The following is a 24,646-nucleotide window of genomic DNA, read 5'->3' as shown; positions in this document are numbered from 1 at the left end:
ATGGCTCGCCCTCCTTTCTTGATCGCTGGGTTGCCGAAGCGCCCATTCCACCAGTCGTACGGTCCCGGCGCCACCTATTTCGTCCGGGTTCCCGGGATACCCCCGCCCACGAGGCGGTCCGCCGTACTCCCCGGGTCCGGCTCCCCCACCTCGGCCGCCCAGTCCTCGGCGTCGTCCAGCGGCCGGTAGCCGATCGCCCGGCCGCCCGCCGCCGACCACCAGCGCCGGGTGTTCGCCGAGACACCCCAGACCACGTGCCAGCCCGTCGCGGTCAGCGACGCCTCGACCAGCCTCGCCATGTCGTCCGGTGACAGCCACACCGCCAGCTCGCGGGGAGTCGACGGCCGGTCGGCGCATCTGCCGATCCGCAGGCAGACGACGTGCAGGCCGTCACGCTCGTGGTGCAGACGGGCCAGCGACTCGATCGCGGCCTTGCTCCAGCCGTAGTAGGAGTCCGGGCGCGGGGACACGTCGTCGGCGAGACCGCCGGGGCCGGCCTCATCGCGGGACCACAGACCGGCCGCGTGGTTGCTGGACGCGATGATCACCCGGGGCACGCCGGCGTGGTGGGCCCCGGACAGCACCCCTTCGGTACCGCGGACGTTCGCGGCCAGCACGTCCTCGAAGGACTGTTCGTCGGCGATGCCGCCCAGATGCAGGATCGCGTCGGCGCCCCGCGCGGCCCGCCGCACGGCCGCGCCGTCGGTCACGTCCAGTGCCGCGACGCCGTCGTCGGGCCTCAGATCGGTCAGACGCAGCTCGTGGTGTGCCAGCCGTTTCCGGAGCAGGGTGCCGATCCGGCCGGAGGCCCCGGTCATCAGTATCACCGCCATGGGCGGTTGATTCCCCGAAGCGCGGCCGATCAACATGCCGCTCCCACCCGGCTTCGCTGCACCGGCACCGCCGGCGAGGGACCGTCAGCGGGCGCCCGCCCGTTCGGCGCCCACGCCGGCCGTGACGACCAGGGCGATACCGGCGAGGGCCGCCCAGCCGGGAGCCTGATGCAGCAGGCCGAAGCCGACCACTACGGCGATCGCCGGTTCCAGGCTCATCAGGGTGCCGAAGGCGGCCGTCGTCAGCCGGCGCAGCGCCAGGAACTCCAGGACGAACGGCACCACCGGCAGCAGCACCGCCAGGAACAGGCCGGTCACCACGATCTGCGGCGTCAGCATCCCGATCGCCGACGGAGCCGCCACCAGGGTCGCGACCAGGCCGGCCACCGGCATCGAGATCGCCAGACCCCGGATCCCGGACACCTCGTCCCCGACATGCTGGGTGAGCAGGATGTAGGCGGCCCAGCAGACGGCCGCCCCCAGCGCGTACGCGACACCGAGAAGGTCGACGTCACCGTGCCACGGCGACGTCAGCAGCAGCACACCGGCCCCGGCCAGCAGCGGCCAGAGCAGACGCCGGCCGCGGAAGACCGCCACCCCGAGCGGGCCGAGGAACTCCAGAGCGCTCGCGGTACCGAGCGGCAGCCGCGCCACCGCCAGCATGAACAGCAACGTCACCCCGGCGGTGACGACACCCAGCGCGACCGCCCCGATCAGCCCCGAGCGGCTGATCCGGCTACCGGCCCGGCCCGCGGGTGCCGTCGCCCGGCGGGTGAGCCGGCCGGCCGCGGACCGGATCGCCGCGGTCACGGCCGGATGGGCCAGAACCACCAGGATCAGGCCCGCCCAGGCCAGCCGCAGCCACGCGACGCCGAGCGCGCCGATCTGCCCGGCCAGATCGACCGAGACGGCGAGGCCGAGTTGCACACAGGTCATCGAGGCGACGGCGAAGGCCGTGCCGGTGCGGGCCGCGCTCCGGGGCGGCGAGGCGAGAACGGTCATGTCCGGTAGTAGACGGCCCGGAAACCGTTCGCGTCCACATGACGATGGTGTACATACCGTTCGTGCAGGCTTAACAATGACGGCATGGACGTACGCCGCCTGGAGACTCTGCTGATGCTGTCCCGTCTCGGGTCGATGCGAGCGGTCGCCGATGAGATGTACACCACCACCTCGACGGTCTCCCAGCAGATCGCCGCGCTCAGCCGCGAAGCGGGAACCCCGCTCGTCGAGCCGGAGGGCCGTCGCGTGCGACTCACCCCGGCCGGCCGGCGGCTCGCCGAGCACGCGGTGACGATTCTGGCCGCCCTGGAAGCCGCGAGACTCGACCTGGACCCCGCCGCGGAACCCGCCGGGACGCTGCGCGTCGCCGGTTTCGGCACGGCCATCCGGCGATCACTGATGCCGGTCGCGGCCGCCCTGGCCGTCGATCATCCCCGGGTACGGGTACACATCCACGAACACGAACCCACCGAGGCCCTGGCCCTGATCGCGTCGGACGACATCGACCTGGCCCTCACCTACGACTTCAACCTCGCACCCGCGCCACTGGACCGCTCGGTCACCGCACGTCCGCTGTGGTCGGCGCCGTGGGCCCTGGGCGTACCGGCCGCCGACCCGCTGCCGGACGCACCCGCCCCGGAGGTCTTCACCCGCTACCGCGACGCCGAATGGATAGTCAACTCCCGCGGCGCAGCGGACGAGGAGGTGGTCCGCACGATCGCCCGGATGGCCGGCTTCGAGCCGCTGGTCACCCACCGCGCCGACAGCCTGCTCCTGCTCCAGGACCTGGTCGTGGCCGGTCTGGGCGTCGGCCTGCTCCCGGCCGACCAGCCCACCCGCACCGGCGTGCGCCTCCTGCCTCTGCGCGACCCCGGGCCGGTGCTGCGCACGTACGCCGTCGTCCGCGCCGGGCGCACCGGCTGGCCGCCCCTGGCCCTGCTGCTGAACCTCCTCCAGACCGTCCCGGCCACCTCCTGAGCCCGGTCCGGGACGCCGTCACGCGTTCCGGTCCCGGTCAGCCTCGTCGCACGGTGACCATGAAATCGGTGGCTGCCGACGTGACGGGGTGGCCGTCATCGTCGGTCACCGCGGTCACCCGAAGCCCCGCTTCGGAGCACAGTGCCTCGAAGGATCCGGAGGTGTACCAGTGCAGAACCCATGCGCGCTCGACACTCTCGACACCCGTGGCGGTGATGCGCTCGTATCGGGTGGTGGTCGTCCGCACCCGCGCCGCTTCGTCATACACCTCGGCGAGCGGCGTATAGCGCAGCACCGCACCGTCGTCCTCGGAGGCTTCGCGCGTCAGCCCCAGTTCCTCCGGCGGTGTGGGGTCCGGAATCCACAGCGGGATGAGCGCCGCGCCGTCGGTGGTCAGGTGTTCCCGGATCGCACGGAGAGCCTGGAGCGCCGTCGAGTCGTCAGGCAGCAGATTGAACGTCGGGCCCGCCAGATAGATGGAACGATACCGTCGCGGCAGAGACAGCTGTTCCATCTTCTGGTGGTACAGAGCGACGTCGACGCCGAGCGCTGAGGCATTGATCCGGCAGCGCTCGAGCATGTCGCTGGAGGAGTCCAGACCGTCGATGTCGAGCCCACGCCGGACGAGCTCCAGGAGCGGCTCTCCGTCCCCACAGCCGATCTCGAGAGCCGGCTGGCCCGTCACCGCGATGAACTCCGCATACGGCTCGGGGTCGAAATGAGCCGATTTCAGCTTCGCATAGGCGTCGACGACGATTCCGGTATAGAAATCAGCTGCATCCATCGATGCGACACGCTAGCAGCAACGGTGTCCCTCGGCGGCGACCTGCCGGAGCACCTCAGCGTTCCAGATCGGCCAGTTTCGCCAGCGCGTCGCGTACACCCTGATGAAGTTGTTCGTCGGTGGTGTCGCCGGGAGAACGCAGCGCCGGATCGATCGGATAGTCGTCGAGGAGGTAGAAGACCTCGCTCAGGGCGCGTTCGAACGGTTCCCGGACGCGCTCGCCGCCGTGCAGGAGGTCGCGGCGCGCCGCCAGCCAGGCGCGGGCGAAGTCCGGCCCGGTGAGGTGACCGTCCACCAGCCGCCTCATCAGGTCCAGCTGACGCGCGACAGCCGAGCCCGGCGTCACCTCCGACGGACGCCGCCACGTACGGATGCGATGCTCTCCGTGGGTCGTCACTTCAGGTAGCCCTTGTGGGGATCGAGCTGCGCTCCACTCCAGAACCTCCCGGTACTCGCATCCGGCATCATCATGAGCCTCGTCTGCGGGGTGATGAATCCGATGGCTCACACTCTGGACGACACGGGGCCTACGCGCGGGCCGTGAACAGCACCGCCGCCCGGCGCAGCAGCATCTCCGGCCGGTCGGCGAGGTCGGCGACGAACGTGGTGTCGCCGAAGGGCAGGGCCGCGGCGTCCGCCACCTGCACGCCCGGTAACGAGGCGGACAGCCGGGTCACCATCGCGGCCGAACCGTCGACCGCGGACACCTCGTACCCGCGGTGCCGGGCCGTCAGCGCCACCGCCCCGGTGCCCGCGCCGACGTCGAGCAGCCGTGCGCCCACGGCCGGCGGCGGCAACGCGGCGACCATGAGCCGGCCGAAGGAGCTGAAGAACGGGACGACGGTGTCGTAGGACTCCGCGACCCGGGCGAAGACATCGATCCACGCATCCCGCATGGGCAGGATCATCAGACCGATCGGCGGAGGGCGTCCACCCATATACCCGTCGCCTGCCGGCACGCCCCGTAAGCGTCGGGTCCGGTGCCCCCGTTCCGGCCCGGGCGGGGCGCAAGCTGGGGGCAGCCCGAAGGGATCGGCGGCGCTTTTCGGGATCGTTCGTCGAACGGCACAGTCGCCGCGGCACCGAACGGGGGCAGTCCGCGATAACCTTGCGGTATATGGCTACCTATCGCAGCGCCTCAGAGCTTCTCTCCTCGGACGGCACCCGGACCCCCGGCACCGCCGCCCTCTTCGCCGAGCCGGCCCGCAAGGGTGGGACCCCGCCGTGGGCGGGTGACTTCCGGCCCGCCAACAGTGCCGGCAACGGACCCAAGAACGCGGTCGGGAAGACCTTCACGCTGGAGCTGCCCGACGGCAGCACCGGCAAGGTCGTGGTCCAGGGCCTGAAGAGGGGAAAGGGCGGCGTCGTGCTGGCTTTGATGGGAGAGGGCGCGCCCCCCTTCTGATCACCAGTTGATCGCCGCCGCCACCGGCTGGAGACAGCCGGTCGGCGACCTCTGTCGACGTCAGTGCGTTCGGATGGCCTCCGGGCGCATTGCCTCACCGTTGGTCGGCCGCAACTGCCGTCTCCGGCTGGTCGTGGCCCCACATCGCATCGATCAGGCACTCGGTGCTGATCACCCGGCCGACATGCAACAAGCAGGCAGGCCAGGACCGCCCGGTGCCGTAGGGCGACCCCCGTGACAGCCTGGCCGCCAGAACAGCAGCAGGCCAGGACCGCCCGGTGCCGTAGGGCGACCCCCGTGACAGCCTCGCCGTCAGAACAGCAGGAGGCCAGGACCGCCCGGTGCCGTAAGGCGACCCCCGTGAAGCCTCGCCGTCAGACACGATCTGCACCGGGCCCCGGAGCCGGAATGTCGGGGCCGCGCCGCGAATCCACCGCCTCGCGGACAGCCGGGACGATGTCCGCGCCCCAGCGGGCGAGCGAGGCCGGATCCGGAGTGCCGCCGGACGGGGAGAAAAGCAGGAACCCGGACGCACCATGGTCGAGGACGGCCGACGTCAGCTCCTCGATCCACTGACCGGCGGAGCCACCGGCCCATCGGCCGTCCCTGTCGCGCGGGGCGGCGAGCGGCCGGTCGGTGATCCGCCCAGGCAGGTTGAACACGGTCCGGATGTGCCGGGGATCGCGGCCCACCGCTGCCGCCGCGTCGTCGATCACCGGCCGCGAGCTGTGATAGCGCGCGCTGAGCCAATCGGCGGCATGACCGGGGATCCAGCCGTCGGCGACCCGGCCGGTCACCGCTAGGGATCGTGGTCCGACCGAGCCGGTCCACACCGGAGGCGCGGCGACCGGGGCCGGCTCGATGCCCTCGACCCGGTAGTGGCGGCCGTGGTGGGTGACCGGAGGCCCACCACCGGACAGCTTGCGCACCAGGAGGATCGCCTCCTCGAACGCGTCGACGGCCTCGCCCGGCGACAACCGTGGCACGCCCATGTCGCTGATCCGGTCCCACCGGCCGCCGGCGCCCATGCCGAGCACGACGCGGCCACCGGACAGCGCGGACAACGACGTCACGGTGCGGGCCAGCACGGCGGCAGGCCGGGTGGGCAGATTGGTGACGTTGGCGAAACCGGCCAGCCGCCGGGTGGCACCGAGCACGAACCGACCGTCGCGTACGCGTCCAGCCGCCCGCCGAGATAGGGGTGGTCGGACAGGGAGAAGACGTCTAGGCCGTCCCGGTCGGCCTGCTGCGCCGCCCGGAGCAGCTCCGGCCCCTCGCTGATGTCGGTGTGCGCCCCGAACCCGAAGACGATCCGTTCCTTCATGTCCCGAGCATGCTCCGGCCGGAAGCCGTTGTGGAGGCCGTGCTGATAGTGGTACCAGGAGGGACACCTTGAGGGTCCACGGCGTTGTTACGGTCGGATGGTGAGCGACAACGAACTCGGACTGTTCCTGCGGACCCGCCGGGAGGCGATCACTCCGGCCCAGGTCGGGCTGCCCGCCGGCCCACGCCGGCGTGCCCCAGGACTGCGCCGGTCCGAGGTGGCCGCTCTCGCCCGGGTTAGCGTGGAGTATGTGACCAGGCTGGAGCAGGGCCGTGACCGCCGTCCGTCGCCGCAGGTGCTGTCGGCTCTCGCAGGCGCCCTGCGCCTGTCCCCCGCTGAACGCGCCCACCTGTTGCGGCTGACGAAGGCGTCCGATCCCGGTTACAACTGCCTCGGCGGCAACACCCGGCCGGCGCGCACGGTGCGTCCCACCGTGCGGGCGGTGCTCGATCGGCTCGAGCCCTCGCCGGCCGTGCTGCTCAATCGGCTCGGTGACGTCCTGGCCCACACGACGGCGTATGGGCGGCTGATGGGCCCGGTCGGGCTGCTGGACGCGCCACAGCCCAACGTCGCCCGGTTCGTTCTCACCGATGAGCGGGCGCGCAGTGCGTACCCCGATTGGGAGAAGATCGCCGATGAGGAGGTCGCGGCGCTCAAGCAGGGGCCGTTCCGGGCCGACCCGCACATCGCCGCCCTCGCCGACGACCTCACGATCACCGCCGGCGAGGTCTTCAGCCGGCGGGTCGAGACGGTTCCGGGGCTGCCGTGCGCCAGCGGTGTGCTCCGGCTGGCCCACCCGCTGGCCGGCCCGTTACGGCTGGCCTACGAGGTGCTGGAGCTGCCCGCCGGCGACGATCAGCGTCTGGTCGTTCTGCTGCCCGCCGACACGGTGACGGCGGCCGCGCTCGCCCGGCTCGAGACGCCGGCACTGCAACTGGCCGGCTGACCGGCCAACTTCCGCAGCCGCCCGCAACGGTCTGGTCGTCGGCCGGCGCTGAGGCGGCGCCAACGGCGGCTCGACCGGGCGCGACCGTGAACATCCGCCGACCGCGGATCGGCCGGATACGACCGTGAACATCCGCCTACCAGCGGATCGGCCGGGGCGCGGCCGCGGGTTCAGCCCGTCGGCCCGTGCACCGGGTCAGAACTCGTCGACACGTCCGCGCTGGTCGAAGCAGGTCGTGTCGATCGCCAGCTTGATCAGCTCACGGGCGGTGGCGTGATCGGTGGCCTCGGCGTCGAGGGTGCCGAGGGACCGGGTGGAGTCCACGATCTCGTCGGTGGACCGGCCGGCGGCGAGGCCGGCGCAGGCGGTGTCCGCGACCGCCTGGATGTCGGCGTCGCTCCGGCCGGCCGCGATGTCGGCGAGCTGCGCACGGACCACGCGCACGAACTCCCCAGACCGGCCGACGACGGCCGGAGACGACGACGAGGCAGCCGGCGGAACAGACGACGAAACGGCCGGCGGAGCGGACGAAGGGGCGGAGACACCGGAAGGCGATGAGGGCGACGAACCGGAACCCGTGCAGCCGGCCACCGCCAGGAGAACCCCCACCACCGCCGTGAGCGGCCACTTCGTCATCATCGCCCCGTCCCTGCCGTTCAAGATCCCATGAGCGTAGACCAGCCCGTCCGCACCGATCGGGTGACACGTGAGGGTCGCGCATGGTAGCCAGATGACAGAATCCGCCGGCCGTTCGAAAAGGCACCCATCCGCGGCCGTGGTGGCTCCGAACCCCACCCGGACGAGTCGATGCGGGATGGAGAACGATGGCAGAGCGTGGCGTCGGGGATCGGCCGGAGCATCTGACTCCGGTGCCGACCCCGGAGACGGTGCCGGATGCCGGACTGTTGCTGGCGTCGGTGGCGCGCGGCGACGAGAAGGCGTTCGGCAAGCTGTACGACCTGGTCACGCCACGTGTCTACGGCCTGGTCCGGCGGGTGTTGCGGGATCCGGCGCAGGCCGAGGAGGTCGCGCAGGAGGTCCTGGTGGAGATCTGGCGTAACGCGGCCCGCTGGGATCCGGACCGGGGGTCGGCGACCGCCTGGATCTTCATGATCGCGCATCGGCGGGCGGTGGACCGGGTGCGCGCCGAGCAGGCCGCCGGTGACCGGGCCGCCCGGGTGGCCGCCGCCTCGGTGGACACCCCCTATGACGAGGTGGCCGACGAGGTCGCGGTGCGCCTGGAACGCCAGCAGGTGCGGCACTGCCTGGACGCCCTGACCGAGGTGCAGCGGCAGGCGGTGACCCTGGCGTTCTATCAGGGCCACTCGTACCCGCAGGTCTCCGAGCTCTTACGGGTGCCGTTACCGACGGTGAAGAGCAGAATGAGAGACGGCCTGATCAGGCTGCGGGACTGCCTGACTCCGGAGGTGGCCGCATGACCGACGTCCACTCGCTGATCGGCGCCTACGTGCTGGACGCGCTCGACGACATCGACCGGGCCACCTTCGACCGCCATCTGCGCGACTGCGAGGTGTGCCGGCAGGAGGCGGACGAACTGTTCGAGGTGACCGCCCGGCTGGCGGACGGCGCCTGGTCGGTGCCGCCGCCCCGGCTGCGCGACAACGTGCTCGCCGAGATCTCGACCATCCGTCAGCTGCCGCCGACGATGGTGGCGCGCCCGCAGCCCCGGTCCCGGCGCGGGATGCGCCTGGTCGCCGCGGCCGCCGCGCTGGTCACCGCGGCTGGAGCGGCCGTGGCGGTCTATACCGTCCAGGACCAGCGGGTACGCGACGCGCAGTCCCGCCTCGAGGCCGCGCAGGCGAGCGAGGCCCGGGTCCGGTCGATCCTCGGCGCCCCGGACGTGCAGACACGTTCCGAGACGCTGAAGAGCGGCGGCCGGGTGACGGTGTCGAGTTCCCGGCTGCAGAACGCGGGTGTCATCATGCTGACCGCGGACAGCGCCCCGGCCGCCGGGAGCGTCTATCAGATGTGGACGATCCGGTCCGGCGCACCGGCGTCGGCGGGCGCGCTCCGCGAGGGCCAGTCGGCGGCCGTGCAGGTCGTCGAGGGCCTGCCCGCCGTGTCGAACGTGGGCGTCACCATCGAGAAGGCGCCCGAGTCGGCGACCCCGACCGCCCCGCTGGACGCGCTGGTGAATCTGGCCTGACGAAGGACCCATCCGCGGGCCGCCCGGCTCCGAATCCCCCATCGACGACGGGATGGGGGATCCGGGGATGGCCGGAGAGCTGGGTGGCCGCTACCGGCTGCTGGAGGTGATCGGGTCCGGTGGGATGGGCCGGGTCTGGCGGGCCGACGACACGCTGCTGCAACGAACGGTCGCGATCAAGGAACTGACCAGCCCGGCCAGCCCGGTACGGGAGGCGCGGGCCGCGGCACGCCTGGACCATCCGGGCGTGGTGAAGATCTACGACGTGCTCACCACCCATGACCGGGCGTGGATCGTGATGGAGCACGTGCCGTCGCGTTCGCTGCACCGGGTCGTCGTCGAGGACGGCCCGCTGTCCCCGGCCCGGACGGCCGGGATCGGTCTGCGGATGCTGGCGGCACTGCGCAGTGCGCACGCCGCCGGGGTCCTGCACCGCGACGTCAAGCCGGACAACGTACTGCTGACCCCGGAGGGCCGGGTGGTCCTGACCGATTTCGGGCTGGCCATGGTCAGCGGGGACGGCCCCGATCCGAGGCTGGGATCGCCGAGTTACATCGCCCCGGAGCGGTTGCTCGCCCGCGAGGCCGGGGTGGCGGGGGTGGCCGGCGATCTGTGGTCGCTCGCGGCGACGCTGTATTTCGCGGTCGAGGGCCGGCCCCCGTTCACGCGGGCCGACGGCGCCACCGCACTACGGGCGTTGATCAGCGAACCGCCGGACCCGCCGGTGCTGGCCGGGCCGCTGGCGCCGCTGCTGCTCGCGGTGCTGGACCGGGATCCGGGGCGACGTCCGTCGGGAGCCGCGATCGCCCGGCGGCTGGCGGCGGCCGCCGATCCCCCGGCACCCCGAGGTGCGATCCGTCCCCCGGCGGCTCCGGAGAGAAGGTCCACGGCGGTGCGCAGGCTCCGGCTCGGTCTGAGCGGTGCCGCCATCGCGGTGGCACTCAGTGGCACCGCAGTCGCCGCCGTCACCACCGCGAGGTCCGCCGGCCGGCCGGCGGTCGTGGTGCCGCCGGCTGCCGGATCCGCTGCCGCCGCCGACCGGACACCGGCGGCGCTGATGTCGTATCGGGTGGACGCCTGTGGTCCGGGCGCCGCCATGACTCCGGTCGCCGCCGCCACCCGCGACATCCCGGCCGGGCTGCCGGACGGCTGGGTGTGGTTCCGCGATCCGGCCGGTTTCGCGCTGGCTCTGCCGCCGGGCTGGCAGCGGTCGGCGGCCGGCAACGAGGTGTGTTTCACCGATGCGGACGGCGCCCGCGCGTTCACCGTCAATGTCGCCGCGGTCGTGACCCGCCGGCCGCTCGACTACTGGGAAAACCGGGAGGCCGCGGAACGGGCCCGCGGTGACCTGCCCGGCTATCAGCGCATCAGCATGGGTGTCCTGCTGCTGAAACGGGGCGGCGCGGACTGGGAGTACACCTGGCGGCCCGGCTCGGACGAGGTGCGGCACGAGCGCCGGGTCCTGGTCGCCGTCGACGACACCCGTTCGTACCTGTTGCGGTGGACGGTCGCCGACTCCGGCTGGGCCGCCGGCGCCGCCCTGCAACGGCAGCTCGTCGAACTCTTCGAATCCCGACGATGATCGCTGCTCGCCCTGCTCCCGTGCGGCGGCCGGTTCGGCCGCCGCACGGGACATCATGTTCGCTCAGGGACTCCGGCCTGCTACTGGTAGACGCGGACGTAGTCGACCAGCATCTGGCTGGGGAACGGGGTGGTGGCGTCGATCGGGCCGGGGAAGTCGCCGCCGACGGCCAGGTTGAGGATCAGGTAGAACTTGTGGTCGAAGATCCACGGGCCGCGGGTGTTCTCCACGGTCTCCTTGGCGGCGTCGAAGACGAGCCGGCCGTCGAGGAAGAAGCGGATCCCCTTGCTGTCCCACTCGGCCGCCCAGACGTGGTAGTCCTGGGACAGGTCGACGGTCGCGTACTTCTGGCCGTACCCCCCGGCTCCGTTGTAGGCCGGCGCGTGCAGCGTCGAGTAGGCCTCGCTGGTGTTGCGGCCGAGGACCTCCATGATGTCGATCTCCCCGTTGTACGGCCACGGCCGCCCCTGGAGGAAGTCGTCACCCATCAGCCAGAACGCCGGCCAGAGCCCATTGCCCTTCGGCACCTTGACGCGGGCCTCGATCCGGCCGTACTGGACGCTGAACTTGTTGCTCGTGTTCATCCGGTGTGAGGTGTACTGCCGGCCCTGGTAGTCCTGCCGGCGCGCCTCGATGACCAGCGAGCCCGAGCCGTTCATCGACGCGTTCTCGCTGTTGGGGGTGTAGTACTGGACTTCGCCGTTCTGCGGGACGCCCGGGTCGTACGTCCATTTGGCGGTGTCCGGCTTGCTGCCGGCCGCGCCGTTGAACTCGTCGGCGAAGACCAGGCGGGTGGCGGGGAAGGTCGGGTCGGCGGGTCGTGCGGGCGGGGCGGTGGGGTTGCCGCCGGTGCCGTAGACACTGAACTCCCACAGGGAGTAGCCGTAGGCGCTGCTCCGGGCGGTGCCGTACATCCGCACGTAACGGCCGGTGCCGGTGGCGTTGACGACGTCCTTCAGACCGTCGCCGGTGGTGGTGCTGTAGAAGGTGGTCCAGTTGACGTTGTCCGCCGACACCTGCAGCTGGTAGGCGCGGGCGTAGGCCGGGTCCCACTGGAGCACGACCTGGCTGATCTGGGCGGTGGCGCCCAGGTCGACGGAGATCCACCCCGGGTCCACCCAGCCGTTGGTCGAGCTGGTCGCCCACCGGCTGGCCGGGTCGTTGTCGAACGCCTTCTCCGGGCTGCACGGGTTGCAGTTGACGTCGTTCTGCCAGGTGGAGGCGAGCGCCGGCTTGCCGTAGGAGAGCAGCCGCGTGGCCCCGGTCGGCGGGTTCTCACCGTCGCCGGAGTAGACCTGGAACTCCCAGAACGAGTAGCCGTAGGCCTCCAGCGCCCGCTGCGTGAGGTTGATCCGCACGTAACGGGCGGTGCCGGAGACGGTGATGCTCTGCTGGCCGCCGGTACCGGTGGTCGTCGCGTACGCCTGGGTCCAGGTGCTGCCGTTGGTGGAGAACTGGACGTTGAACCCGCGGGCGTAGGCGGCCTCCCAGTTGATCGCGATCCGGCTGACCGCGGTCGAGGCGCCGAGGTCGACCTGGAACCACTGGGTGGCCGCGTAGGTGCTGGCCCAGCGTGTGCCGGTGTTGCCGTCGACGGCTTCGGCCGCGAGGTAGGCGCCGGCGGCCTCGGTGGACGACGCGGTCGCCGCCTTTCCCTGCGAGACGAGAACCTCGGCGGCCGCCGCGGGGCCGCTGGTCACCGCGACGAAGCCGGCCATCAGACCGGCGAGACCGACGGCGAGAGCAATCCTTCTGGTACGGCCGGAGCGCGGCCGTTTTCGGGCAGGAGTGATCATGGGACGGGACTCCTCGAGATGTGACGAAACAGTTTCCAGTTGGGGAACAGCCTGTGAAACCGCTCTCTTGCCCGCCACCGTGGCAGCCGTCGTAGAGGGGTGTCAATGCCCCCCGAAACCGGTTCCGGCACCGGTTCCGCATTAGCGCTGCTCAGAGCCTCTCCACCGCCGAAGTTCCGGAACCTGGCACCCCTTCCCCACCGCCTCCACAGCACCCCGATGACCGCCCCGAACCGCCCGTGAACGCCCGCCGCCCGGCCTCTTGAGAAAGCGCTTCCCCGGATCCAGCCCCGAGCCGGAGCACCGTCGAGGTAGCCATGCCGTTCCCTTCGACTTACCGACGGGACGATGGCGCCCCGGATCAGCCGACCACCCCGCCCCCGGCAGTCCGCGAAGCGGCCACTCGCCCGGGCAGTCCGGGAAGCGGCCGCCCGCCCGGGCAGTCCGGGAAGCGGCCGCCCGCCCCGGCAGTCCGCGAAGCGGGCGCCCCGCCCGGCAAGGTGCCAGGCAAAGGCAAACCTTCGTGAGGTTCGCTTCGAACGATGATCGTTCTTCGCACCCCGCCCGCCTTGATAAGCGAATACGGAACCGGTTCGCGGCACCGACGCTTCGAACAGAATGCTGAGCCTTCATCGTCGGAGATGGACCCGCCTCGACAAGAGGCGGAGGCCTGCTAGAACTCCGGCGCCCTGGGCCTGCCGTTGCTCGCCCTGCCGCCGAACACCAGTGGTCTTCGGCGCCTCCAACAGGTGCGGACAGCCGCATGTGAGGGAGCCGGGTCCGGCAGCGACTCCTCTGCATGGAGGCGAGGCGGGCCGGTTAGAGCACTTCCGCATAGGCGGACGATCATCTTCGGCCGATCTGAGAGCCCACCTGTGGGTTATGGCTACCTCCCGGCCCAGGAAGCAGCCATAACCCACAGCCGATTGATCAAGTGAGCGTTGGAACGCCGCATTCCGAGCGGCCCGATCCTGTGCGGCGGGCTTGACGTAGAGCGCCTTCTCATCGGCACGGTCAAGCCTTGAGCTCGGCGACATTCCAGAGGCCATGAAGGCGGCGAGGATCTGCTGGCGCGGCCGAGCTTCTTGCTGGCGCGGCCGAGATCGCTGCGGGCACTGTCTACGTTCTTGCGGGGCTGGTCGAGGTTGCTGCAGGCACGGCCGAGATCGCTGGAGATGCGGTCTAGGTTCTTGCAGGCGTGGGCGAGCTTCTTGCTGGCATGCCGAGATCGCTGCGGTGCGGTGAGGTCGTTGTGGGGGCGGTCGGAGTCGTTGCGGGCAGGACCGATATCGCTGCGGGCCTGGTCTAGGTTCTTACGGGAGTGGTCGAGGTTGCTGCAGGCACGGCCGAGGTTGCTGCAGGTGCGGTCTAGGTTCTTGCGGGCCTGGCAGAGGTTGTTGCAGGCAAGGTCGCAGCGGGGTTGTCCGAGGGTCGGTGTGGCGGGCGGCGGTCTGGGCGTCGCCGAGGCTCAGGCCAGCGCGGAGCGTCACTGTGGCGAAAGTGGGCCGCAGCAGGTGCGGTGCGTGTTCGGGCTCCGGGGATCGGCGTTCTTTGTCAGGTGCTCAGCCGGCCGGCGTGGCGGAGCCCTCGATGAGCAGGTGGTTGATCTGTTGCGGGGTCATCGGCGCGGTGGGCAGCGGGGTGGCCGCCGGGGTCCGCAGGCCGTCGAGCATGAAGCCGACCGCTCGCCGCCACGAGTCGGAGCCGGCCGCCGCCGCGGAACGGGCCAGCGGCGCGTGCGAGGCGAGGAAGAACAGCAGGTCGGCGGCGGTGAAGTCGGGTCGCAGGGAACCGTCCCGGCGGGCCCGATCGATGATCGACTCGGCGGCGGAGTACGAGTTGTCGCAGACGGCCATGAGGCGGCTCGCATCCGGGAAGCGACGGGTCAGCACGTCACCCAGGGCCGGATCGGTGGCCTGCAGCTCGCAGACCTCGGCGACGTAACCGGCGAAGCCCTGCCACGGGTCGGGACAGGCCAGCGCCGCACGGGCGGCGTCACCGAGTCGGACGGCGGCCAGATCGGCGATCACCTCGTCGATCAGCGCCTCGCGCGAGCCGAAGAGGTTGTAGAGCGTGCCGTGACTCACCCCGGCGCGCCGGGCGATCTCCTTGAGCGAAACCTGAAGGCCGCGCTCCTGGAAGAGGTCGGCGGCGGCGGCGCGCAGTCTGGCCGCGTTGCGCTGTGCGTCCGCTCGCATGCCCCTCCATAACTTGACCCTGCGGTCAACATGTCTGCTACCGTTGCCGGACAAGTTGACCCTCGGGTCAGGATAGCGGAGGAGCGGCCGTGCCGGAGACCCCAGCTGAGCAGATCGCCGACGAGGAGATCCCCGCCGAGGAGCTGCCGCAACTGATCATCCTCGACGGCGCCGAGGACGCGCCGGTCTGCGAGAACGGAGTGTGCCTGTGAGCATCCGCATCGACGTCTGGTCCGACGTGGTCTGCCCGTGGTGCTACATCGGCAAGCGGCGCCTGGAGACGGCGCTCGGCCGGTTCGAGCATGACGTCACCGTCACCTGGCACAGTTTCCAGCTCGACCCGACCATCCCGCAGGGCAGCCGGGAGCCGGTCCACGAGATGCTGGCCAAGAAGATCGGAGCGCCCGCGTCGCAGGTGCGGGCGATGACCCACCAGGTCACGCAGCTCGCCGAGGCCGAGGGCCTGACCTACGACCTGGGCAACGCGATCTCGGTCAACACCCGTGACGCGCACCGGGTCGCCCACCTGGCCGGTGAGCACGGCCTCGGCACCGAGATGCACGAGGCACTCCTCAAGGCCCACCTGTCCGAAGCCGCGGTGGTCGACGACCCGGACACGCTGGTCCGGCTCGCGGCCGGCGTCGGCGTCCCGGCGGAGGAGGCGGCCGACGTGGTCCGCGGCACCAAGTACGGCGCCGAGGTCGACGCCGACATCCAGCGGGCCCGGCAGCTGGGCATCAGCGGCGTGCCGTTCTTCCTGATCAACCAGAAGTACGGCATCTCCGGCGCCCAGTCCGCCGACGCCTTCCTGGGCGCCCTCAACAAGGTCCACGCGGAAAGCTGACCGGCCGCCCGTGCGGTCGAGGGGGACCTTCACAGGCTGCCATCTACGGGCTGCCCGGTCCGCCCGTGGGCGGACCGGTGGCGGGCTGCCGGTTGCAGGCGGCCGTCCGGGGGCTGTCCGCGCACGGGCTGCCGGTTCCAGGCGGCCGTCCGAAGGCTGTCCGCGCGGACCGGCCGGCACGTCGGTGAACCGCCGGGGCAGCGGCCCAACCAGTAGCCGCAGCAGCAGCCACAAGCCAACCGCCAACCGCAACCCAACCGGCAGCCCTAACACAACCGGCAGCCACGGCCCAACCGGCGGACGGAGCCCAACCCGCAGCCACAACGCAACCGGCAGCCGGAGCACAGCCGCCGACGAGGTCGGCGGCGGGCCGTCGGAGATGCGGGACGGCGGCTGGGCTACGGCTGGTGGGCGGGGGTACGGACGGCCGTCTGTTCCGCGGCGGGCAGTGGCCGGCCGTAGAGCCAGCCCTGGGCGAAGTCGCAGTCGTTGGCCCGCAGCCAGTCCCGCTGGGTGGCGGTCTCGACGCCCTCGGCCACAACCCGGTGGCCGAGCGCGTGGGACATGGCGAGGACCGCCCGTACGATCGGCTCGTTGGGCCCGCCGTCACCCACGCCGGTGATGAACGCCCGGTCGATCTTGACGATGGTCACCGGCAGCCGCTGGAGGTAGCTCAGCGACGAGAAGCCGGTGCCGAAGTCGTCGATGCACAGGGTGATGCCGAGGTTCCGCAGCTCGTGCAGGGTGTGCAGGCAGGCGTCCGGGTCCTCCATGAACCCGGACTCGGTGATCTCCAGCCACAGGCCCTCCGGTGGGAGCCCGGTGCGGGCCAGGATGTCCGCGACCCGGTCGACCAGGCCGGGCTCACGCAACTGCCGTACGGCCAGGTTGACCGACACGTGCACGGGCGCCGCCTGCCGCCAGGCGAGGGTGCGGGCCGCCGCCTCCTCCAGCAGCCAGGCTCCGGCCGCGACGATCAGGCCGGTGTCCTCGGCGATCGGGATGAACTCGACCGGCGACACCTGCCCCAGTTCCGGGTGGGTCCAGCGCATCAGGGCCTCGAACCCGTCGACCCGCTCGGTCGGCAGGTGCACGATCGGCTGGTAGTGCACGTCCAGTTCGCCGTGGTCGAGGGCGCCGGACAGCGCGCGTTCCAGGGTGAACCTGCGCCGCAGCCGCTCGCGCAGCCCCGGGTCGAAGGCGGCCCAGCGGTTGCGGCCGGATTCCTTGGCGCGGTACATCGCCGTGTCGGCGTCGCGCAGCAGTGCCACGGCGCTGGTGCCGGCGGCCGCGGTGGCGATGCCGATCGACGCGGTGGTGTCGACCGCCCCGACCGACAGCGGCAGTGGCTCGATCAGCGCGGTGAGCAGGCGCCCGGCCAGCTGCCCGGCCGCGGCGTCTCCGGAGCCTGCCGGGAAGACGGTCGCGATCACGAACTCGTCGCCGCCGGTCCGGCAGACCAGGTCCTCGGCGCGGACGGTGGCGGTGATCCGGCCGGCGACCACGCGCAGCATCTCGTCGCCGACCTCGTGGCCCCAGTGGTCGTTGACCAGCTTGAACCGGTCGAGGTCGAGCAGTAGGACGCTCACCTCCGTGTCCGGGGCGGTCCAGCCGGCCACGGTGACGGCCAGCCGCTCCCGGTTGGGCAGCCGGGTCAGGGAGTCGTGCTCGGCACGCCAGCGGGCCTCCTGTTCGGCGCGGGCCCGGGAGTTGTTGGCCCGCACCACGCGGGCGACCACGATGCCGATCAGGGCCAGCGACAGCATCGCCCGTACCAGTGAGAAGGTCTGACTCCGTGGCGGCGCGGCGACGCCGAGGATCGTCGGCACGCACAGCGTCGCGCTGATCAGGGCGGTCCGGCCGCGACGAAGTACGTGGGAGCGGGCCGACACCCGCTCGGTGAGGACGCGCACGGTGGGATGCAGCACGCAGGCGGCGATGGCGAAGTCGGTGGCCAGCACGAGGGCGCCCATGAGCTTGAGCGGGATGCCGTCCGGGCCCTGGACGAACCAGCCGCGGTTGGCCAGCACGATGTTCGCGGCCAGCAGGGTCACCCCGCTGGCGACGAAGAACCACATCGCGGGGACGCGGGTCCGGCCGAGCAGCAGCATCGGCAGGGCGATGGTCAGCAGCATCCCGGCGGCCAGTGGCAGCGCCGCCGCGACCAGGTTCTGCCATCGTGGGTCGTCACCGGCGATCCACGGCTCGATCCAGAGCGACCACACCAGCAGCGCGGCGCCGACGCCGATCAGGGCGGCGTCCACCCGGGCCGGGTCGTCGGCGGTGGCCCGGGTGCGGCGTACCAGGTCGGCGGTGCCCGCGGTGAGCAGCAGATAGATGGGGAGCAGGGCGGCGTCCGGGAGCATGGCCAGGACGGTGCCGCTCTCGGCCACCAGCCGGATGGACTCGCCGGTCAGCGAGACCACCTCCGCGGCCAGCAGGAGCAGCCAGGGGCGGCGGTGACCGACCGGGACGTTGTGGCGGATGCCGACGGCTGCCGCGATCACGCAGACGAGGACGCCGGCCAGGTAGCCGTAGGTGGCGCCGGGCGGATCCGCGACACCGACGAGCACGGCGGTCGGCGCTCCGGCGCCCAGCAGAACCCAGGAGGAGACGGCCCACCGGTCTCTCACGTCTGTCGTATCGGTATCTCCGCGCCGGGGCTTAGCGGCACTCCGCGATCACCACCCGCCAGGGCGATGACCGCGGAGTGTGCTGTCACCGAGGGATCAGAGGGTCAGGGTCCAGCTGTTGATGTATCCGGTGTCGGCGTTCGCGGCGTCCTGGACCCGCAGGGTCCACGTGCCGTTGGCCGCCTCGGAGGAGAGGTTGGTGGTGTACGTGGTGTCGATGTTGTCGGCGCTGCCACCGCTGCGGTTGCGCAGGTTGTAGACGCTGCCGTCCGGGGCGACGAGGGCGACCACGAGGTCACCGACGTACGTGTGGACGATGTGGATCTCGACCTTGCTGGTCGACGAGGCGCTGCGGGCGCAGCCGCTGATCGCGATCGGCGACGTGACCGTGGCGTTGTCGGAGATCGTCACGTCGGCGGCGTTGGTGCCGGAGCAGGTGCCGCCGGCGCCGTTGACGGTCAGCGAGAAGGTGGCCGTGCGGGTGGCCGAGGTTCCGGCGCCGCTGATGGTGACCGCGTAGGTGCCGGCCGGGGTGGCCGTCGTGGTGGCGATGGTCAGCGCCGAGGTGCCGCCGGCGGTGACCGACGACGGGCTGAAGCTCGCGGTGGCGCCGGCCGGCAGGCCCGACGCGGTGAGGGCGACGGTCTGTGCGCTGCCGCCGGTGACCGCGGTGCTGACGGTGGCGGTGGCCGACGATCCCGGGTTCACCGAGGCGGCGGCCGGGTTGAGCGACACCGAGAAGTCGTTGCCGGTGGAGCAGGTCGCGTCGTTGCCGGCGACGTTGACCGCGGTCCAGGCGGCCTGGACGGCCTTGTACTCGGTCGAGCACGAGCCGTACAGGTCGGTGGCGGCCCGCAGCGTGTAGGCGCGGGACGTGTTGGCCGGGGTCGACGAGTTCACGTAGCGGGTGTTGGAGGTGAAGTAGGTGTCGAGCGCCCGGTACCAGATGGCGCCGGCCTTGGTGCGGCCGATGCCGGTGACGGCCGGGGCCGAACCGCAGACCGGGGAGGTGCCGAACGCGGTGGCGCCGGTGCCCTCGGCCAGGTTGAAGAAGAAGTGGTTGCCCGGTCCGGACGAGTAGTGCACGTCGATGCTGTTGGTGCTGGTCGACCAGCAGCCGTGCGACGAGCCGTCCAGGGTGGGGTTGTACATGTACCGCAGCGGCGTGTTGTTGCCGTTGATGTTGATCTTCTCGCCGACCTGGTAGTCGCCCGGGTCAGAGGTGGTGTTGGCGTAGAACTCGACCATCGAGCCGAAGATGTCGCTGGTGGCCTCGTTGAGGCCGCCGGACTCGCCGGAGTAGGTGAGGCCGCCGGAGACGACCGCCTCGGTCACGCCGTGCGCCATCTCGTGGCCGGCCACGTCGAGGGAGACCAGCGGCTTGGTGTTGCCGGATCCGTCGCCGTAGGTCATCTGGGCGCCGTCCCAGAAGGCGTTGACGTACGCGTTGCCGTAGTGCACCCGCGACGGCACGCCCGCGCCGGTGCCGAAGATGCCGTTGCGGCCGTGCACGTTCTTGAAGTAGTCGTAGGTCTTCGCCGCGCCGAAGTGGGCGTCGACGCCGGCCGACTGGCGGTTGGAGGTGGCGCCGGTGCCCCAGGTGTTGTCGGCGTCGGTGAAGGTGGTGCAGGTGCTGGTGCCGTTGTTCATGTCGCAGGTGCGGCCGTTGCCGCGCAGCGGGTCGATCATGCTGTAGGTGGAGCCGGACAGCGTGGTGTCGACGGTGACGGCGCCGGAGTAGACGCTGTTGCCGGTGCCGGCGACCGTCTCGATCTGGTCGAACTCACCGATGTACGCGCCGGTCTGGGCGTCGCTGATGACGTGCAGGCGGGAGGGGGTCTGCTTGTCGGGGGCCCAGCCGCTGACCACGGTCTCCCAGGCGAGGCGGCCGCTGCCGTCGCTCGCGTCGATGAACAGTTCGGGAGTGCCGGTGGCGGTGCGGGTGCCCTCGAAGTTCGCCTCGGCGGTTTTGGCCGCCTTGGCCGCGGTGATCTTCGGGGTGACGCTGAGGGTGAGCGGGGCCTCCAGCCCGACCGAGGCACCGTCGTAGGCGCCGCCCGGCTTGCTGTGCACGACGAAGTCGCCGCCGTAGACCCGCAGGCCGTGGTAGAGGCGGTCGTAGCGGACGTGCGAGGCGCCGTTGACGTCGACCGTGGCGCGGTAGACCCGGTAGGTCTCGCCGTCGGCGGCTTCGATGTCGGCGGGGCGGGTGGCGATGTGGGTCTCCGCGCGGGCGGCCGCCTGTGCTTCGGACGGCGGCGCGGCGGGGGACGGCGGTGCGGCTGAGGTGCCCGTGGCGGTGGCCACGAGCGCGCTACCGACCAGCAGGGTGGCGCTGGTCAGTGCAAAAGCTTTGTTCACTCGGTTCCTCCCCGAACCTGACATTCACACATGGCTATGTGTCGCATCAGTATGGGGATCGCACCACGATGGCCGTATATATCTCTAGGGTCATACCGTCCGGTAACTTTTTAAGAAACCTAACTGAAATATTGACAACTGTTAACAGTGCGGCAACGCTGTGAGAGCGCTCTCTTCCCCGAGGAGTCCCCATGAAAGGCATGCTCAAGGCATTGGCGGTCGCCCTGATCGCCATCCCTGCCGCACTGACCGTCACCCAGGCTCCGGCCCAGGCCATCGGCCCTGACCTGCTGCCCGTGACGGTCACCAACAACACCGGCCGCAGCGAGCCGGTCCACCTCTACATCCTGGGTCAGGACATCCGGCCCGGCGGACGGCTCGGCTACGTCAACGCGGCCGGCCAGTTCACCAACTGGCCGGCCGGCGGGCTCCCGCCCACCCCCGCGCCGGACGTCTCGATCGCCGGGCCGGCCAACGGTGGCAGCGTCACCGTCCGGTTCCCGCGGTTCATCTCGGCCCGGATGTACTTCTCGCTCGGCCGCAAGCTGGACTTCCGGCTCACCCCGGACGGCCTGGTCCAGCCCGCGCCGTGGGCCGGCGGCGACCCCAACCGGGACACCCTCTTCGACTGGTCGGAGTTCACCTACAACGACGCGGGGCTGTGGCTCAACAGTTCACAGGTCGACATGTTCGCCCTCCCGCACGCGGTCACCGTGACCGGCGCCGACGGGCGGACCATCCGCACCGGCGACCCGGTCAGCAACGGGCGGCAGAACGTGATCGACCAGATTCGCGGCATCAGCGACTTCAGCCGTTCCGTCATCACCCGCTCGGACGGGACAGTCCTGCGCGTTCTGGCCCCCGGCAAGGCGATGGACGCCGGGCTGATGAACGCCAACTACCTCGACTCGTACATCACCTCGGCATGGAACTCCTACACCAGCCGGACCCTGACCGTGGTTCCGCGGGTCAACGAGCCGAACCGCCGGTTCTTCGGCCGCACCTCCGGCAACACCATGGTCTTCACCGACTCGGCCGGCGCACAGGTGGCCACCGTGGCCAAGCCGACCACCGGCAACGTCTGGGGCTGTGACGGCGTCTTCAACGCGCCGAACACGCCGCCCTTCATCGAGCCGGAGATCAAGCGGACCCTGTGCACCGCGCTGAACCGGGGCACCCTCGGCACGTCGACACAGGAGCCGGTGCTCGACGCGGGCCAGTTCTACCGCAACAGCGCGCCCAACCACTACTCACGGGTGATCCACGCCAACATGGCCGACGGGAAGGCGTACGGGTTCGCGTACGACGACGTCGGCGGCTTCGAGTCGCTCGTGCACAGCAGCGACCCGCGCTCGGCCTCGGTGATCCTCTCCCCGTTCACCGGCGGCAGCCCGCCGCCGACGAACCCGCCGCCGGCCACCGGTAACGCGATCGTCAGCAACTGGCACAACAAGTGTGTCGACGTGCCGAACGGGAACTTCAACGACGGCCAGCGGCTGATCGTCTGGGACTGCACCGGCGGCACCAACCAGCGCTGGGAGTTCGTCAACGGCACACTGCGCACCCAGAACAACAAGTGCATGGACGTGGCCTGGGGCGGCACCGCGGACGGGACCCCGGTCCAGATCGCGACGTGTAGCGGCAACCCGGCGCAGCAGTTCGTGCTCAACGGCGCGGGTGACCTGGTGAACCCCCAGGCGAACAAGTGTGTGGACATCGCCGAGATGAACCCGAACAACGACGCGGTCCTGCACCTGTGGACCTGTGTCGGCGGCGCCAACCAGAAGTGGCGCCGGGGCTGAGAACCCCTCGCGAGCCGGGCCACCGCGTGCGGTGGCCCGGCTTGTGCGCGGACTCAGCGCCAGGTGTCGGTCAGCGTGACCTGACCACCGGCCGGGACCGTGGCGGTACGGTTCGCTCCCGACTCCCAGGTGAAGCTGCCATCGGCGTTCTTACGGACGTACTTGTACTCGAACGCCGTCCCCGCGGGCAGGGACACCGTGCCCTTCCACACCGGGTAGGCGGTGGCGGACAGGGCGACCGCACTCGCCGGGGCCCAGTTGCCGAGTGCCGCCCGGTTGCCGACGACGAAGATGCCCTGGCCGGGCGAGGTGGTGGCGGTGACGTTGAAGCCGGCGCCGGCCGCGACGCTGCCGGACGGGGTGGGCGACACCGACGTGGTCGGGGTGACGCCACTGGCGCCGACGTAGAGGGCGATCGCGTCACCCGCCGGAATCGTGGCGGTGAACTGGCCGGCGGAGTTGACGGCGTACGTCGTACCCGTGCATCCGCCGTTGGCCCTGGGGTCGCCGTGCTGGACGTCGCAGTAGGTGCCGGCCGGCAGAGACGTCTGGAAGGTCCGCGTCAGCGCGGCGCCCTCGTGGTTGATCGCGACGTAACCCCTGTTGCCACGGCCGAAGGCGATCTGGTCGGCGCCGTTGGACCACCAGTTGGTGACCGCCGTGCCGCGGGTGGCGTTGCGGAACCCGACCATGTTGCCGATCTGCCGCCATGCGTGCTGGCACTTCCACCCGTCGGTGTAGCAGGCGTTGACCGTGCCGTTGTTCGGCGGGCCGGCGTCGTGGTTGCTGAACTCGTAGCCGGAGTTGACGTCCGGCGCACCGTACGGCCAGGCCAGCGTGAAGACCTGGGCCAGGGTGTACGCCGACCCGTTCTTGTAGCTGAGGGTGTCCCCGCCCCGCTCGGTGTCGTGGTTGTCGACGAACACGGCGGCCTGGTTGCCGGGCAGGTAGCCCCATGCGGTGCCGAAGTTCGACAGGTAGGCGAGGTTCTCGCTGAGGAAGACGCGCTTGAGGTCGCGGGCGAACCGGAACTCCTGGACGTCACCGGTGCCGGTGTACTCGCCGGGCTGGACCGCCTCGCCGGAGCCGAAGATGACCTCCTGCTTCCAGTACGCGCCGGTGTTGGCGAGCTTGCCCTTGATGGCGGACAGGTCGGCGGCGGAGATGTGCTTGGCCCCGTCGATCCGGAATCCGTCGACACCGAGCGACGCGAGGTCGTTGATGTAGCCGGCGATCCGGCCGCGGACGTACTCGCTGCCGGTGTTCAGGTCGGACAGATTGACCAGCTCGCAGTCCTGCACGTTGCCGCGGTTGGTGTAGTCGTTGATCGCGGTCCGGCAGGTGTGGAAGTCGGCGTCGGAGTAGACGCCCGGGTAGTTGTACTTGGAATACTGCGTGCCGCCGGTGCCGGTGCCGGAGCCCGCGGACATGTGGTTGATCACCGTGTCGGCGACGACCTTGACCCCGGCGGCGTGGCAGGTGTTCACCATGTTCGTGAAGGCGGCGCGGTTCCCGAGGCGGCCGGCGATCTGGTACGAGACCGGCTGGTAGGAGGTCCACCACTGGCTGCCCTGGATGTGCTCCTGGGGCGGGGACACCTGGACGTAGCCGTAGCCGAGCGGACCGAGGGTGGTGGTGCACTCACGCGCGACCGAGGCGAACGTCCACTCGAACATGACGGCGGTGACGTCCTTCTCGCCGGGCGGGGCCGCGAAGGCGTCCGGGCCGGTGACTACCTGGGCGACACCGAAGCCGCCGACGCCGAGGGCGAGGGTGGTGGCGGCCAGGATGCGGGTCAGGCGTCGCCGCCTGCGGGGACTGTCCACATCTACCTCCGGGCGAAGGGGAGAAGCTGCAAGCCCTTGCAGTAACAGGCCTGAAACTTTCTGAAAATCTTTGCGGCAAAGATAGATACCAGCGAGTACACCCGTCAAGACATCTGCCGGAAACAGAAAAACGCCGCCCCACCCGGGACGGCGTTTTCCGATCAG

General features: G+C 70.9%; 22 protein-coding genes. 9 read left to right on the top strand and 13 right to left on the bottom strand.

What is annotated here, in order from left to right; all coding sequences use genetic code 11:
• Window positions 1-74: 74 nt before the first annotated feature.
• A complete protein-coding gene (locus BC793_RS43835) occupies window positions 75-833 on the bottom strand; it encodes an NAD-dependent epimerase/dehydratase family protein (RefSeq protein WP_109602560.1) in 759 nt (252 codons plus the stop codon).
• Between the two features lie 84 nt (window positions 834-917).
• Window positions 918-1,835, bottom strand: a complete 918-nt coding sequence (locus BC793_RS43830) for an EamA family transporter (RefSeq protein WP_109602559.1) — start codon at window positions 1,833-1,835, stop codon at window positions 918-920.
• An 84-nt stretch (window positions 1,836-1,919) separates the two neighbouring features.
• On the opposite strand from BC793_RS43830, the gene BC793_RS43825 reads away from it, so the two are divergent.
• Window positions 1,920-2,813, top strand: coding sequence for a LysR family transcriptional regulator (locus BC793_RS43825; protein WP_109602558.1), 894 nt, complete (start codon window positions 1,920-1,922; stop codon window positions 2,811-2,813).
• Between the two features lie 37 nt (window positions 2,814-2,850).
• On the opposite strand, the gene BC793_RS43820 is transcribed toward BC793_RS43825, so the two are convergent.
• The 3 genes from BC793_RS43820 to BC793_RS43810 all read right to left on the bottom strand — a co-directional run bounded on the left by BC793_RS43820 (window position 2,851) and on the right by BC793_RS43810 (window position 4,493).
• On the bottom strand, window positions 2,851-3,597 hold the full coding sequence (locus BC793_RS43820) for a class I SAM-dependent methyltransferase (protein WP_109602557.1): 747 nt from the start codon (window positions 3,595-3,597) through the stop codon (window positions 2,851-2,853).
• A 55-nt stretch (window positions 3,598-3,652) separates the two neighbouring features.
• Window positions 3,653-3,904: a hypothetical protein gene (locus tag BC793_RS43815; RefSeq protein ID WP_146246737.1), complete on the bottom strand. Its 252-nt coding sequence runs from the start codon at window positions 3,902-3,904 to the stop codon at window positions 3,653-3,655.
• Window positions 3,905-4,124: 220 nt separating this feature from the next.
• Window positions 4,125-4,493 carry a class I SAM-dependent methyltransferase gene (locus tag BC793_RS43810; RefSeq protein WP_158319552.1) on the bottom strand — a complete coding sequence of 123 codons (369 nt, stop codon included), beginning with the start codon at window positions 4,491-4,493 and terminating at the stop codon, window positions 4,125-4,127.
• 221 nt (window positions 4,494-4,714) lie between these two features.
• On the opposite strand from BC793_RS43810, the gene BC793_RS43805 reads away from it, so the two are divergent.
• Window positions 4,715-5,002: a hypothetical protein gene (locus BC793_RS43805; RefSeq protein ID WP_109602554.1), complete on the top strand. Its 288-nt coding sequence runs from the start codon at window positions 4,715-4,717 to the stop codon at window positions 5,000-5,002.
• Between the two features lie 374 nt (window positions 5,003-5,376).
• Here the strand turns inward: BC793_RS43805 and BC793_RS43800 are convergent, their stop codons facing one another.
• Both BC793_RS43800 and BC793_RS50865 read right to left on the bottom strand, forming a co-directional pair.
• Window positions 5,377-6,159, bottom strand: coding sequence for an LLM class flavin-dependent oxidoreductase (locus tag BC793_RS43800; RefSeq protein WP_203896609.1), 783 nt, complete (start codon window positions 6,157-6,159; stop codon window positions 5,377-5,379).
• Entirely contained in the window at window positions 6,072-6,326 is a 255-nt protein-coding gene (locus BC793_RS50865) for a CehA/McbA family metallohydrolase domain-containing protein (RefSeq protein WP_203896610.1), read from the bottom strand. Before BC793_RS50865 ends, BC793_RS43800 begins: the two co-directional genes overlap by 88 nt.
• Before the next feature lie 97 nt (window positions 6,327-6,423).
• On the opposite strand from BC793_RS50865, the gene BC793_RS43795 reads away from it, so the two are divergent.
• Window positions 6,424-7,272, top strand: a complete 849-nt coding sequence (locus tag BC793_RS43795; RefSeq protein WP_203896611.1) for a helix-turn-helix transcriptional regulator — start codon at window positions 6,424-6,426, stop codon at window positions 7,270-7,272.
• Window positions 7,273-7,467: 195 nt separating this feature from the next.
• Here the strand turns inward: BC793_RS43795 and BC793_RS43790 are convergent, their stop codons facing one another.
• Window positions 7,468-7,716, bottom strand: a complete 249-nt coding sequence (locus tag BC793_RS43790) for a hypothetical protein (RefSeq protein WP_146246736.1) — start codon at window positions 7,714-7,716, stop codon at window positions 7,468-7,470.
• A gap of 380 nt (window positions 7,717-8,096) precedes the next feature.
• On the opposite strand from BC793_RS43790, the gene sigK reads away from it, so the two are divergent.
• The 3 genes from sigK (at window position 8,097) to BC793_RS43775 (ending at window position 11,021) form a co-directional block, all read left to right on the top strand.
• Window positions 8,097-8,711 (top strand): ECF RNA polymerase sigma factor SigK, encoded by a 615-nt coding sequence (gene sigK / locus BC793_RS43785; protein WP_109602552.1) that lies wholly within the window; start codon window positions 8,097-8,099, stop codon window positions 8,709-8,711.
• Window positions 8,708-9,439 (top strand): anti-sigma factor, encoded by a 732-nt coding sequence (locus tag BC793_RS43780; protein ID WP_109602551.1) that lies wholly within the window; start codon window positions 8,708-8,710, stop codon window positions 9,437-9,439. The genes sigK and BC793_RS43780 overlap by 4 nt, the downstream gene beginning before the upstream one ends.
• 67 nt (window positions 9,440-9,506) lie before the next feature.
• Window positions 9,507-11,021, top strand: a complete 1,515-nt coding sequence (locus BC793_RS43775) for a protein kinase domain-containing protein (protein ID WP_158319551.1) — start codon at window positions 9,507-9,509, stop codon at window positions 11,019-11,021.
• 80 nt (window positions 11,022-11,101) lie between these two features.
• Here BC793_RS43775 and BC793_RS43770 read toward each other — a convergent pair whose 3' ends face one another.
• Both BC793_RS43770 and BC793_RS43765 read right to left on the bottom strand, forming a co-directional pair.
• Window positions 11,102-12,817, bottom strand: a complete 1,716-nt coding sequence (locus BC793_RS43770) for a galactose-binding domain-containing protein (protein WP_109602549.1) — start codon at window positions 12,815-12,817, stop codon at window positions 11,102-11,104.
• Window positions 12,818-14,379: 1,562 nt separating this feature from the next.
• The gene (locus tag BC793_RS43765; RefSeq protein ID WP_109602548.1) at window positions 14,380-15,015 is read right to left on the bottom strand and encodes a TetR/AcrR family transcriptional regulator; all 636 of its coding nucleotides are present in this window, start codon (window positions 15,013-15,015) and stop codon (window positions 14,380-14,382) included.
• Window positions 15,016-15,104: 89 nt separating this feature from the next.
• Between BC793_RS43765 and BC793_RS52585 the strand changes: the two genes are divergently transcribed.
• Window positions 15,105-15,227 carry a hypothetical protein gene (locus BC793_RS52585; RefSeq protein WP_275416311.1) on the top strand — a complete coding sequence of 41 codons (123 nt, stop codon included), beginning with the start codon at window positions 15,105-15,107 and terminating at the stop codon, window positions 15,225-15,227.
• Entirely contained in the window at window positions 15,224-15,859 is a 636-nt protein-coding gene (locus BC793_RS43760; RefSeq protein ID WP_239170664.1) for a DsbA family oxidoreductase, read from the top strand. Before BC793_RS52585 ends, BC793_RS43760 begins: the two co-directional genes overlap by 4 nt.
• A 398-nt stretch (window positions 15,860-16,257) precedes the next feature.
• On the opposite strand, the gene BC793_RS43755 is transcribed toward BC793_RS43760, so the two are convergent.
• Together BC793_RS43755 and BC793_RS43750 are read right to left on the bottom strand one after the other, a co-directional pair.
• Window positions 16,258-18,492, bottom strand: coding sequence for a putative bifunctional diguanylate cyclase/phosphodiesterase (locus BC793_RS43755; protein ID WP_109602547.1), 2,235 nt, complete (start codon window positions 18,490-18,492; stop codon window positions 16,258-16,260).
• 96 nt (window positions 18,493-18,588) lie between these two features.
• Complete coding sequence (locus tag BC793_RS43750; RefSeq protein WP_239170665.1) at window positions 18,589-20,853, bottom strand: M4 family metallopeptidase; 2,265 nt, start codon at window positions 20,851-20,853, stop codon at window positions 18,589-18,591.
• A gap of 191 nt (window positions 20,854-21,044) precedes the next feature.
• On the opposite strand from BC793_RS43750, the gene BC793_RS43745 reads away from it, so the two are divergent.
• Window positions 21,045-22,655 carry a beta-1,3-glucanase family protein gene (locus BC793_RS43745; RefSeq protein ID WP_109602545.1) on the top strand — a complete coding sequence of 537 codons (1,611 nt, stop codon included), beginning with the start codon at window positions 21,045-21,047 and terminating at the stop codon, window positions 22,653-22,655.
• Between the two features lie 53 nt (window positions 22,656-22,708).
• Here BC793_RS43745 and BC793_RS43740 read toward each other — a convergent pair whose 3' ends face one another.
• Window positions 22,709-24,481 (bottom strand): carbohydrate-binding module family 20 domain-containing protein, encoded by a 1,773-nt coding sequence (locus BC793_RS43740; RefSeq protein ID WP_239170666.1) that lies wholly within the window; start codon window positions 24,479-24,481, stop codon window positions 22,709-22,711.
• Window positions 24,482-24,646 lie beyond the last annotated feature (165 nt).

Source organism: Actinoplanes xinjiangensis (genome assembly GCF_003148685.1).
GTDB classification, from domain to species: domain Bacteria; phylum Actinomycetota; class Actinomycetes; order Mycobacteriales; family Micromonosporaceae; genus Actinoplanes; species Actinoplanes xinjiangensis.
Note: the sequence above shows the minus strand (reverse complement) of the source record. Positions and strands in the feature narration are given on the sequence as shown.